Consider the following 13468-nt stretch of genomic DNA (forward strand, 5'->3'; position numbering starts at 1 on the left):
ATAGTAAAGACATGAAAATTACGATAAATCAAAATAATAAATTGTGGATACTGTTGGTAATTCTACTCACCAGTTCGTGTAAGGATCTTCCTATTGGTGAAAATCCATATGATGGTGGGCAACCTCCATTGGGAATCAAGTTTGAGTTTTTGAACCGTAAACTTGATGCGGTACGTCCGAACGATAATGTGACTGTAAATATTAGAGGGATTGGGAGTCAGACACTAGCATCATTGACAGCATTTATAAATGAACAAAAAGCAGAGGTTATAGCTGTCTCTGACTCAACTATGACGTTGAAAGTTCCAGAAAAAGTGAGTTCTGGAATCGTTAAACTCTTGGTAGATAATCAAGTGTTTTATGGGCCAAGAGTGCCTATAGAGGGAAAAACCAAAGTCGATGCTTTTTTCTCTACAGGTAGAGGATTTAATGGCACGGTGTATTCTTTGATGTTACATAATAGCAATTATTATGTAGGTGGAAGTTTCAGAAATTATAAAAATGAAGCTGAAGTAAACAAAACATTTCGAAACGGATTACATATCATTAATCAGAATGGAGATAGTCAAGGGAATTCATTTGGGCGTGGGGTAGAGTTTGGTCTAGTCAGGGGAATAAAGCAATTAAGTGATGGAAGATTTATAGTTAATGGAGACTTCTCTGAATTTAACAAAAAAGAGGCTGCAGGCGTAACAATTTTAAACTCGAATGGAGAAGTTAATACCATGGTAGTGGATGTCGTTAACTCCGATCCATCTAAGCCTGCTGATGGTAAAGATACTGTCTCCATTTTCAATGGTCAATTTCTTGGTACGGTTGCAAATGTCTATCCCGTAAAAGATAAAGAACAGATAATAGCCGTAGGAAATTTCAACTTCCATTCACAGATTGATTATCGGTTTTCAACTAAAAATATTAGAGCATACAACTATACTCGTGTGGGCAATGTAGCAAGAGTATCACTAAATGGAAAATTAGACTCTGCTTTCCAATTTAATAATGTAGGATTAAATGGTGCAATGGTAGGAAGTGCACAATTGTCTAATGGTAAGATTATTATTGTTGGCGGATTCACTTCTTATAATAATCAAGCAGCACGTAATATCGTGGTTATAAATGAAAACGGAACTATAGATCAAACTTTTGCTGGATCGGGCGCAAATAATTGGATCGAATCTATTCACTATAATCCTACCACGAAGAAGATAGGTTTAGCTGGACGATTCACAGAGTACAACGGTCAAAAAGTTAATGGTGCAGTTATATTAAATGAAGACGGAAGCATTGATAATACATTTAAACTCGGAGACACAGAAGGTAAATTTCCCAATTTCATTTATTTACTAAATAATGGGAAAGTCTTTGTTGCGGGATCTTTTAACAAATATATGGGTATAAATAGGAATCCATTTTTGATACTTGAAAAGGATGGAGAAGCAATTCAGGACTATAATAATCTAGGAGGATTTTCTGGATTTGTATATAGTGCCATCGAAACTACATCAAGTGAACGTTTCCCAGCGCTTCTTATAGGAGGTTTATTCACCACCATAGAAGGAATAAACGCAGGATGCATCATGCGCCTTGAGATTAAAAACTAATACTTATTAAGCAGATAGTCATGATAATAGCAAATAAATATTTCATCAAATGCTTCCTTCTAGGGGTAGCACTCTCTTTGGGGTTAATTTCATGTAATGAAGATTTTAAAAACATCCTTAAAGAAGATTACGGAACTACTAACGTAAATCAAACTAAAAGCAAGGTTCTTTTGGTTGTAGTAGATGGTGTTCGGGGGCAGGCTATTACCGATATAGATACACTCAACTTACGTTTTATAGCACGAAATTCACTCTATTCGCACAACTCTTTTGGAGATAATAAAGTCGAAGAATATACCCGTGAAGTAGGATTAGCCAATATTATGACAGGGGTCAAATTTGATAAACACGGTATTGATGGGAATAAATTGGAAGCCATTAAACTAGATAAAGCTCCAACGTTTATAAATAGACTTAAATCAAATATCGCTGATTTTACAAGTGAGGCTTATACGAGTTCGGAGGATGTCCAAAACTTCTTATTTAAACAGGATGTGAAGGAAAGTAAATTGCTAAATTCAGATACAGAAGTTGTGAATCAAGTGGTTGAAGCTTTGAAAAAAACGAATTCAAGTTTGGTAGTAGCACATTTGAAAAATCCCAATACAGTAGGAAAACAATCTTCGTTCGAGTCAAATAATCCAAGCTATGTCAAATCTATTGTTGATCTGGATAAGCAAATAAAAGCCATGATTGACGTATTGAGTACTAGACCTGATTACAATAATGAAAAGTGGTTGGTTGTCTTAACATCATCTATAGGTGGAGGGATTGCTAATGATTTAACCAGTGATGACAAAACAGCTTTTGGAGATTCAAAACAAAATACATTCACTTATTTCTATTCTCCTCAATTTGGACGTCGCTTTATTGTAAAACCAAATACGAATAACATTCCATTTCAAGGAACTGCAATGCGTGTGAATAATAGAGATGAACAAAGAAATGCAACCTCAGCTCGTCTTTTAGATGAAACAAAATTAAATATAACTGAAAAGGATAATGTAACTATAACCTTTTTCTATAAGCAAACGTCCTTAAACTGGTGGTTTTGGTGGACTCCAATGATTCAAAAATGGCGCGGATGGAATAATGGTAGTGTAGCTGGATATATTATTTATAACGCCTATGATGGTAAAATTGGCATAGACTGGTTTAAAGATAAAAGAATGGTGTCTGCGAACACCATAAGTGATGGCCCCCGTTGGTATGCAATAACAATAGTTTTCGATAGGACAGCCAAGAAGATTAGAATGTTTATTGATGGAAAACTGTCAGCCGAGCAAGATCTCGAACCCGTCAATTTGAGCAATATAGAACCATTTGTAATAGGAAGAAGTATGTCCGCTCATGATAATAATGATTCGGATATATTATTGTGTAATCTGCAGTTTTATAATGTAGCAATGCCAAATGAAGATGTCGAGAAATATGCAAAATTAGCGGTAGTGGATGAGGAAAGTTCTCCATATTATGAAAATTTAGTTGGTTATTGGCCATTTTATGGTGATGAAGGAAAATCTGAGGTCGAAGATGTTACGGGAAGAGCTGGAAATTTGACCCTATTTAATAAAATTGAATGGTATAATTTCTCTGATCCTGCAGGTTATGTCTTACCAACATTTAATGAGGATACATACCGTATTGTTCCGAATACCGTTGATATTTCTATGGCTATCATGCAGTGGTATGGTTTAATTCCAAATAGTAGTTGGGGGCTTGAAAGTAAAGCATGGAGTTTCCCATACAAAGTTTTTGAGTTTTAATAAGGCAATTTAATAAGACTATTATGAATAGATATATAAAATTTTTAGGATTATCATTTGCGGTATTTTTGACTATTGCCTGTAAAAAGGCGAGCTATGATTTTCAAGACGGATGGCAGAAGGGAGAAGAGCAGGGAATCAATCCGCAAGATAGCAGCTTGACATACGTAGATAGATCGAAATACGATAAGGCAAGGCTATTTCCAGGACTGGTTGGAGAAACTGTAAAGCGTGTTCAAGACACAAGTGTAACGTTAAATTTGGACTATCGATATATTAGCTATTATGATTTGAAAGTTCAAGAAGTACCACAACCCATTTTTAGTGTAGGATTATACGCACCAGCAGGGGAAAATATTAAAATTGTAGTTCCAGAAGGTATCAATGGACTTACCATTCAAATTGGGCCACATGGGTATAATTTGGATAACGACAATGAGCCTATCACGAATCGTGATGATGTTGTAAGTACTTCGAAGGCTCTTTTTCCGGGGACGAATTATATACGAAATCCATATGGAGGATTAATTTGGATTCTTTCGACAATTGCTATCAAAAATACTGTCTCACTTACCTTTAGCAATGTTGTACGTACATCGGATTATATCATGGATGTTTCCAATCAGGAGCAATGGTTAAGGGATGTCGAAGCAAACGATGTTCCTTGGCTAGAATTGCGTTCTAAGCGTGTTATTTTTACTGTTCCTCGTTCTTTAGTTTTACAATATAAAAGTGAGCTAAATGTAAAAGAGGCTTTAACCAAGTGGAAACAAATTTATGAAGAGGATTTCTATAAATGGATGGGATTGACTGCTAATAATACAGATCCTAAGAACAGCTTTCCAGAGCTTCCAGAGCGGGCGGTATTAGATATACAATTGTTGAAGCCCTACTACTCTCTACATGGGTCTCCTTGGGTAGCCTATATGGATAAATATTGGATGACTCAATTGGCTTCAGGAGACAAGTTATTAAAGGATTCGATAAGCACTATTATGCCTGTATATCATGCTTCGGGTCATAATTATCAGATGTGGCGCGCCTGGAATTGGGGGGCACTCCAAGAAGTTACGAGTAATTTATTCGCATTTAAGGCAGCCAAGCGTGTAGGGATTCCAATTACTACTGTTTCTGATGAGGTAAGACGAATTATTATAAAATCATTATTATATGCAGAGAGAAACACAAAGAAAGATTTCAATAATTCTTTTAATGATGGAGAAGATGGCTACCATAGGTTAACACCTTTCCTTCAAATTTTCGAAAAAGTCAAAGGTAAGAATGGTGAGTCAGGTTGGGATTTTATGACCAAATTATATACAGATGCACGGAATACCAATATTGCATTTTTCGTTGACGCAGCGAAGATAGATTATTTCTACCGCTCCTTATGTGCATTTACTGGTCAAGATTATGGTCAATTTATGGATGCATGGGGAATTAAAGTTAGTCTGTCAGCGAGAAATAGTATGCGTATAGCTTTTCCGCCGTTACAAAAGGCTATATGGACTTATAATCCTCTAACAGGTACAGGTGGAGATGAAGCGATTGCTGCGGAATATGATTTAAGGGCATCGGATTTCAAGTGGTCCACAAATATGATTACGGCGACTAATGAATCAATAGGTAAGATAGAAGCGTTGTTTGATGGCCAATCTAACACGTACTGGCATACATGTTGGGAAAATTGTTCAAAAAACACTACAGCATCGGAATCTGAGCCTACTTATTTGGACCTAGATATGCAAGAGGTTAAGACTTTTAGAGGAGTTTATTTACAAAACAGACAAGGGGCAACTTATAGGAACAAAGCTATTGTTTATACAAAAGATGCGGAAGATGGGGCTTGGACAAAACAAGGAGAACTTATTCTTGCTGAAGATAGAGATGATCCGACTAGGGATGCTCGGAAAGAGTTGAAATTTTCACAACTTATTCAAGCGCGTTATATCAGATTTGCTTTCACAGAAAATAATTTTGATGGTAATGCTCATACAGCGATTGCAGAAGCAGGAGCATTCTATTCACCAAATTAATACGAAAGAGTAATGAAACAATTAATTATAAAAAATCGTGTCTGTTCAATTTTGTTTTTGATAACAGTTTTTCTATTGACTTCATGTACAAAGTTTCCCAATCCTCCTGCGCAAAACGAGGAATATACTGAAATTGTCGATACAACGGTGAAGAGAAAAGTGTTGGTAATCGCCGTAGATGGTTTGGTGGGGAGCCAAATAAAAGCATATAAGCCTGCGAATATTGCAAAATTGATGGAGCATGCTAAATATTCCTACGAGACAAAATCGGATGATAACACGAATCCATATGCGAGCTGGGCTACTTTAGCAACAGGATATAAATCCTATAACCATAAGATTACACAAGAATCCTTTCAAGTGGATATAGGCACGGGTAAGGAGCATGCAGATTATGAATTAACTCCTTCAATAATGCATAGATTGGAAAGAGCAGATTCTAAACTGCGAACTGCAAGTGTAATTCGAAATACAACAATGAATGCAAAGCTATTTGCCGATGCAGATACTAATCGTTTAGCAAACAGTGATGCGCAGGCAGAGCAATTATTATTGAATATTGTAAAACAGGAAAAAATTGACTTTATTTTTGGACAATTTAGTGGTTTAGTCGCGGCGGGACAGAATGGCGGATTCGTGGTGTCGAATAACAATTATAAATCTTCATTGGATCAAATTGACAAGTATATTGGCAATGTTGTCTCAGCGGTTGAGAGTAGAGAAACTTATGCAAAGGAAAAATGGCTAATAATTATTTGTTCGCCGCATGGAGGGACTTCGTCAGGTAAATTTGGAGGAACTACTTTAGACGAAATAAACACTTTTAGCCTTTACTATAATAGAAGTTTCCTTCCTTTGGAATTACAGTCCGAATCAATGTCTTACATGCATGCTAATGGATACTTCCCTGGGGTCTACCACCCAATTGATGATGTTAATAATGAAAGGACAAGATTATTCTCAAGAATAGGCGTGCATGCACAATCTCCATCAGGCGTAGCAAGTAATATTTTCAATGCTTCCATGAATTCATCAAAATCTGTAAGCTATGAATTTAAAATTTCCTTACAGAATGAGGGTGTATGGAATAATGGGTCTTCTTATAAAAAGGCATCGTTATTAGGAAAAGATTTGGATGACCGCGTGGAGACAAAAGGTTGGTTTTTATATGGAGGTCAAAATGGTGACGATTTTAAGTTAGTATTTCAAAATGGAACTAAACAAGATTCGGTTGAGTTTAATAAAGCCAATAAGGGCAATGATTGGCGTCATTTTGTGTTCACATTTAAGCAATTGTCCTCTAATAGTACTTCTGTAGAGGTTATTGAAAATGGTCTGTCATTAGCGATTCAGACTATAAATATGGGATTAGCAGAGTTTGAAAATCAAGATCCTTTAACAATAGGATTTACGCCTATATCTCAACTATACGCAATTCCAAACTTTTATATAAGCAATTTTAGAGTATGGAATAAAGCATTAAGTTTGGAAGAAATGAAAAACATCGGGTGTAAAAACACGATTGAGAATAATGATCCATTATTTGGGAATTTAGTTGCATACTACCGTTATTTTACTGAAGATAAAAAATGGCTGAATAGTATTAACAATAATGCTCCTGATTTGATAGTTTCAGGAGATGCGACAAGCAGAATTACACAATTCTACACATTTTGTGATCTTCCTGTAGGATCTACTTATTTACAGACAGTAGATGTGATTCCACAAATATATTATTGGTTTGATATGGAGCTCCCAGGAGATAATAAACTGGAAGGTAAGGAGTTTTTGAATAGATTTTTAGAAGAATTTTATAAGGACTAATATTATGAAAACGTTTAGTATAAGTTTAATATGTGTAATTGGTCTCTTTGTGATGACAAGTTGTACAGAAAAAGAATTGACTTTACCTGCATCGATTGTTGAGCAAGAAGATGGTGTTATAGATCTTATAGCCAAGCCTATAGATGTTGAATTTGTTGCGGAGTACGATTATGGATACACTATAAAGTGGCCTACATTAAGCGAAAAAATCAAAAAAATGGTTGTTACTTATACAGATAAGGATAACTCAACCAAAAAATTTGAATTCACTAATTTTATGAAGGATACATCATTCTTTGTGCAATCTTATGATGAATATGCATTTAATGTTCAAGCATTTGGTGATGACGGTAAAGAGTCGCGTGTTGCGGTTATTAAAGCTTGGAACAAAGATTTGTATGCTAGACAATTACTTAATGAAGCACAGATCAGTCAATTTGGAAAATTCATTAGGTTGCGTTGGTCAAATGCTCTGTTGAAAGAATTAAGAATGACTATTAAAAACTCAATTGTAAACCAAACAGCCGAACTTAAAGGGTTGAGTGGCGAACAATTAATTCCAATTAAAGATGATGGAACTGCTGATTTATCTATTTCCTTGTTAGATAAATCTACTAATCTTGAGGGAACTAAAACCTTTGCCTTTAGACCTCAAGGAATTAATTTGTCGAGGGCAGATAAGTCTAAATGGACAATTTATTATGATTCGCCATTCAATGAACAAGCATGGTGGCATATTGGTGAAGCATTTGACGGCGAATATACATTAAACGCGGATCTTGATGGTACAGGAAAGTTAAATGCTGTCGCTATACCAGAGGTGAGTAAATTAAATTCGGATAGACGTATTAGAACATTGTATTTTACTTTTACGCAAAAAACATTGAATGCGGATTGGTCGTGGACTACTTTTAATCCATCTAATAGGAGACCAGCTGGCCCTTATGATAATATCTTAGTACAAAAGTTGACTTATGTATTTAAAGGACAAACTGGAAATAGTGACAGATCTCATGATGCAGTTTTTCCAGATGCACTTCGTATATATGGTATTAAAGCTGATGGTACAGAAATACTGGTAGCGAGAGTATATGATGTAGCAAATAAATTCATTAAGTATCAAGATTCTGATCCGAATTATATTAAATCTATAGCTGTAGATATACCTCAAGTCACTTTTGATGGTGCGACTTTTAGAGGGATTAAAACAGAGTTTCTCACAAATTCTCTTCCTAATAACACGGATAGTTGGGATCCTCAAAATAATATAGGCGTAGGGGAAATATTTGTAAGGGGAATAAAAGTTTCAATATAGAACTTTTAAAATCAAAAAATAGTTTTTCCGCATTAACCCCCAAAGTTCAAAACTATTGGGGGTTTTTTATACGCTTTTGTTAAAACTGTAAATGTTTGCTAATAAATTAGCTTTGAATCAAAATATAAATAATAATATCTTTAGAGAGGTACATTAAAATCTATATTTTGTATAATATAGATTTGCTGTTTTCCTTAATACACACAATAACAAAAATAATTTACTAAATATTCCTTATTTTGATTAAATCAAATATAAGCTTATGAATTTCGTCAAAACGCATATTAATGAACATATCTACCATATCCTGTTGGATAGAGGAAAATCAAATGCTATGCATTTGGAAATGATTGAAGAGATTAAGACATCTTTGCAAGACGCTCAACATGATCCAGCAATAGAGGGAGTTGTTTTGAGTGGTAAAGAAAATTTTTTCACTTCAGGATTAGACCTCATAACATTATATCAGTACGATGAACTGCAGATCCGAAGATTTTGGGAGGCGTTTATGGGTTTGTTACATCAATTAGTGTCTTTCCCCAAACCGATCGTTTCTGCTATTACAGGTCATAGTCCTGCAGGAGGATGTGTAATGGCTATTTGTTGTGATTACCGAGTAATGGCTGATGGAGATTTTATTATCGGACTGAATGAAGTGCCCGTTGGTATTGTCGTTCCTGATGTTATATTTAATCTGTATAGTTTTTGGTTAGGACAGGGGCTTGCATATCGCAGCCTGTTAGAAGGTAAATTATTCAAACCTGCTGAAGCAATGAAAATTGGTCTGGTGGATGAGGTTGTCACATTCAATAGAATTCAAAATGCAGCTATCACTAAGATAAAATCTGTAACACAGTTTGAAAAAAATGCTTGGAGTACTTCAAAACTTAATTTTCGCAGAGATTTAATAACTTCTTTTGAAAAGGATCAAACAGATACGATAAATCAAGTGTTAGAACAATGGTGGCGTCCAAGTACGCGTGCTATTTTAAAAACGATAATAGAAAATCTTACGCAAAAGAAAATGTAATATCATGGTACAAGGAGCATTACGCGAGGGTGCGTTAGTAGGCAAAACCATTGTCGTTACCGGCGGTGGTACAGGTTTGGGAAAAGCAATGGCTACTTATTTTTCGGAATTAGGGGCTAATGTGGTTATTACAAGTCGTAAACTTGATGTGTTGACTCAAACCGCTAAAGAGATTGAAGAAAAAACCAGTAATTCAGTTCTAGCAGTTAGTTGTGATGTCAGAAATATTGAAGATGTCGAGCGACTTTACAAAGAGGCTGCTGATACATTTGGAGGAGTGGATATACTAGTTAATAATGCAGCTGGAAATTTCATATCGCCTACTGAACGCCTATCTGCTAATGCTTTTTCAACGATAATTGATATCGTACTAAAGGGAACTGCCAATTGTACATTAACTTTTGGTAAAAAGTGGATTGAAAGCAAGCATACGGCGAATATTCTAAATATTATTACGACTTATGCTTTTACAGGTTCTGGTTATGTCGTACCTTCGGCTGTAGCAAAAGGTGGCGTGTTAACGATGACCAGATCATTGGCAGCGGAATGGGGTAAGTATGGAATTCGTAGCAATGCTATAGCACCTGGGCCATTTCCAACCAAAGGAGCTTGGGATCGGTTATTGCCAGGGGATTTGGCAGCAAAGTTTGATTTTAAAAATCGTGTGCCTTTGAAACGTGTTGGAGAACACCAAGAGTTAGCGAATTTAGCTGCTTTTTTGGTATCTGATTTTGCCGGTTATATTAATGGAGAAGTAATTACCATAGATGGCGGAGAATGGTTGCAAGGTGCTGGTCAGATGAATGGAATGGAAGCCATTGCTCCTGAAATGTGGGATTATATTGAAAAAGCTATCCGTGAAAACAATAAATAATATGTATAAACACTGTATAAACTTAATGCTTTTATTTGCTTTGATTATCAGTTGTAATCCAAGTAATAAGTCGGAAAAAGAGACAACGCAAGATTCCGTGGTTACAGTAGTTCCAACTACTTCGGAAGAGCAGAATCAATTATCTGAAGTAATTACACGTTTTGCACGAGCATATGCCAGTAAGGATAATGAAAAAGCGAATGCGTTGATTCATCCAGATTTAGGGATATATATAATCTACCGTCCTGGTGCCGCAGACACTTTTGTCAAAATGGATTCTTTGAACTTCAGTCAGCCTACACCCGAAGTATTTGCCTATCCAGATTTGAACTTCGATTATGCATTAACATATGAAAAACTTCCTGTTTTTGATTGTGGGACAGAAAAATGGGAGAAATTTGGATTTTTCTGTGATACGACTTCTCATCCTAATCAATTGTCAAATATAGCGGCATTTGAAGAAGAATTTAATGATAAAGCGTTCTCTGAGGATGATCTAATTAATTTAGAGATGGCAGAGAAGGAAAGTTACCGTGTAATAGTGACGGCAAAGGATCCTTTAATTTTTCATGTTCGAAAATATAACGGGGGGTGGTATGTAACTACTCTCGATAGGGCCTATGGGAGTTGTGATGCTTAAATCCAAAAATCACTATTAGCATTTTTCGAAGAATTGTTTAGAATTAATTTTTGATTAGAGAAAAAATAAATATATGAGTACACTAGACCAAGAAACCAAAGGAAGAATTGATCAATGGTTATCTGCAGAATATGATGCTGAAACAGTTGCTAAAGTTCAGCAAATGATTGATAAAAAAGAAGAAACAGAGCTTTTAGACTCGTTCTACAAAGAACTGGAATTTGGAACCGGTGGTTTGCGCGGTATTATGGGTGTTGGTTCTAATCGTATAAATAAATATACCATCGGAAAAGCTACACAGGGATTAGCAAATTACCTGAAAAAGCAATTTCCTAATCAACAAATTAAGGTAGCTGTATCTTACGATAGTAGAAATAATTCTCAGATACTGGGTCATTTGGTTGCGGATGTTTTTTCAGCAAATGACATTCACGTATTCTTATTTGAGCAATTACGACCTACGCCAATGTTGTCCTTTGCTGTAAGGCATTTTAAATGCCAAAGTGGTGTAATGTTGACAGCATCGCACAATCCTAAAGAATACAATGGTTACAAAGCATATTGGAATGATGGTGGTCAATTGGTCGCTCCTCATGATGAGAATGTAATCACTGAGGTAAATGCTATTGCATCAGTTAAAGACATAAAGTTTGAACGCAATAGCGATAATATCACAATAGTTGGAGCGGACTTTGATGATATTTATGTGCAAGCAAATAAGCGCTTAAGTATTCATCCTGAAGCTGTAGAGGCTCAGAAAGATTTGAAAATTGTCTTTTCTCCGATACATGGAACAGGTATTACAGTTGTTCCAAAGATGTTAGAAGCTTGGGGATTCACAAATGTTTCTGTCGTAGATGAGCAAGCAAAACCTGACGGTAATTTTCCTACCGTGATATATCCGAATCCAGAAGAAGAAGACGCAATGTCCATGGCGAAGAAGCGTGGCGAAGAACTAGAAGCTGATGTGGTCATGGCAACAGATCCAGATGCTGATCGTGTAGGTGTAGCTGTTCGCAATAATAAAGGTGAGTATCAATTATTGAATGGTAATCAAATAGGAAGTTTATTGACCTATTATGTCCTTTCATCGAAGAAAGACAAAAGCGAGCTTAAGGATAATGATTACATCGTTAAAACAATAGTTACTACAAATCTAATCTCAGACATTGGTACAGATTTCGGTGTCAAATATTACGACACACTTACAGGGTTCAAATACATTGGTGAGGTGATGACGCGTGAATTAGGCAAAGAAAATTACCTTGTAGGCGGAGAGGAAAGTTATGGTTTCTTGGTTGGCGACTTAGTCCGTGACAAAGATGCTGTAAACTCATGTGCATTCATCGCAGAAATGACGGCTTATTTCAAAACTCAAGGTAAATCCCTTTATGAGGTTCTCGTAGAACTTTATGTAAACTATGGATTTTACAAGGAAAAGCTAATTTCTTTGACTAAAAAAGGAAAAGCTGGAGCCGATGAAATAAAGCAAATGATGGTGGATTTGCGTGTAGACGCACCTAAAACATTAGGTGGTGTAGCGGTGAAAGAAATTCGCGATTATGAAAATCAAGTCGCTACTAATTTAATTTCTGGAAATACTTCGGCAATTGATTTACCAAAATCAGATGTATTGCAATTTATTACTGTAGATGGAGATGTTATTTCTGCGAGACCTTCAGGTACTGAACCAAAAATTAAGTTTTACTGTTCGGTTAAAGAGACTTTAATTGATGCTTCTAATTTTGAGGCTACTTCAGCGAAATTAGAGCAAAAAGTAGAAAATATTATGGCTGATATTGTAAAAGGCTAATATGCAAAAGTGGAAATTATTAGAATCTAAATATATCATCCAAAGACCTTGGGCAACGCTACGTGTAGATAAACTAGAGTTGCCAAACGGCAATATAAAAGATGAATATTACGTATTAGAATACCCAACTTGGGTGAATATGGTGGCTATCACGGAAGACGGAAATGTTCTTTTTGTGAAACAATATCGTCATGGAGCAGATCAGATTATGATAGAATTACCTGCCGGAGTGGTCGAGGATGACGAAGAACCCAAAGTTGCGGCACGTAGAGAGTTGTTAGAAGAAACGGGTTATGCTTTTGATTCGATTGAATATATCTGTGAATTATTTGCTAATCCCGCGACAAGTGGAAATCTTACCTACACATATTTACTTACAGGAGGCAAGAAAGTACAAGAACAAGAACTCGACAGTTCGGAAGATATCGAAGTAGTAGAAATGTCGATTGAAGAATCGAAACAATTTTTATTCGAAAACAAGGTTGGGCAAGCCTTACATAGTTCGGCGTTGTTCTACGCCTTCAAAAAAATGGGTTTACTGTAAAAGTAAGCCCATTTTTTGTAAAGTC

Annotated in this window: 10 protein-coding genes; all 10 read left to right on the forward strand. The window is 35.9% G+C overall.

The annotated features are described in order from the left end of the window. The first annotated feature begins 11 nt into the window (after window positions 1-11). The 10 genes from GOQ17_RS02680 to GOQ17_RS02725 all read left to right on the forward strand — a co-directional run bounded on the left by GOQ17_RS02680 (window position 12) and on the right by GOQ17_RS02725 (window position 13443). Entirely contained in the window at window positions 12-1601 is a 1590-nt protein-coding gene (locus GOQ17_RS02680) for a DUF5008 domain-containing protein (RefSeq protein ID WP_159634421.1), read from the forward strand. A gap of 20 nt (window positions 1602-1621) precedes the next feature. Further along, on the forward strand, window positions 1622-3367 hold the full coding sequence (locus GOQ17_RS02685) for a DUF4983 domain-containing protein (RefSeq protein WP_159634424.1): 1746 nt from the start codon (window positions 1622-1624) through the stop codon (window positions 3365-3367). 23 nt (window positions 3368-3390) lie between these two features. Then, entirely contained in the window at window positions 3391-5403 is a 2013-nt protein-coding gene (locus GOQ17_RS02690) for a M60 family metallopeptidase (RefSeq protein WP_159634427.1), read from the forward strand. Between the two features lie 12 nt (window positions 5404-5415). Next, window positions 5416-7227 carry an alkaline phosphatase family protein gene (locus GOQ17_RS02695; RefSeq protein WP_159634430.1) on the forward strand — a complete coding sequence of 604 codons (1812 nt, stop codon included), beginning with the start codon at window positions 5416-5418 and terminating at the stop codon, window positions 7225-7227. Between the two features lie 4 nt (window positions 7228-7231). After that, on the forward strand, window positions 7232-8542 hold the full coding sequence (locus tag GOQ17_RS02700) for a hypothetical protein (protein WP_159634433.1): 1311 nt from the start codon (window positions 7232-7234) through the stop codon (window positions 8540-8542). Between the two features lie 262 nt (window positions 8543-8804). Then, window positions 8805-9572, forward strand: coding sequence for an enoyl-CoA hydratase/isomerase family protein (locus tag GOQ17_RS02705; RefSeq protein ID WP_159634436.1), 768 nt, complete (start codon window positions 8805-8807; stop codon window positions 9570-9572). 4 nt (window positions 9573-9576) lie between these two features. Next, window positions 9577-10446, forward strand: a complete 870-nt coding sequence (locus GOQ17_RS02710; protein ID WP_159634439.1) for an SDR family oxidoreductase — start codon at window positions 9577-9579, stop codon at window positions 10444-10446. Window positions 10447-10471: 25 nt separating this feature from the next. Beyond that, window positions 10472-11086 carry a hypothetical protein gene (locus GOQ17_RS02715; RefSeq protein ID WP_159634442.1) on the forward strand — a complete coding sequence of 205 codons (615 nt, stop codon included), beginning with the start codon at window positions 10472-10474 and terminating at the stop codon, window positions 11084-11086. A 73-nt stretch (window positions 11087-11159) separates the two neighbouring features. Beyond that, on the forward strand, window positions 11160-12899 hold the full coding sequence (locus tag GOQ17_RS02720; RefSeq protein ID WP_159634445.1) for a phospho-sugar mutase: 1740 nt from the start codon (window positions 11160-11162) through the stop codon (window positions 12897-12899). A gap of 1 nt (window position 12900) precedes the next feature. Continuing rightward, a complete protein-coding gene (locus GOQ17_RS02725) occupies window positions 12901-13443 on the forward strand; it encodes an NUDIX hydrolase (protein WP_159634448.1) in 543 nt (180 codons plus the stop codon). Window positions 13444-13468 lie beyond the last annotated feature (25 nt).

Source organism: Sphingobacterium composti, from assembly GCF_009829075.1.
Classification (GTDB): Bacteria; Bacteroidota; Bacteroidia; order Sphingobacteriales; family Sphingobacteriaceae; genus Sphingobacterium; species Sphingobacterium composti.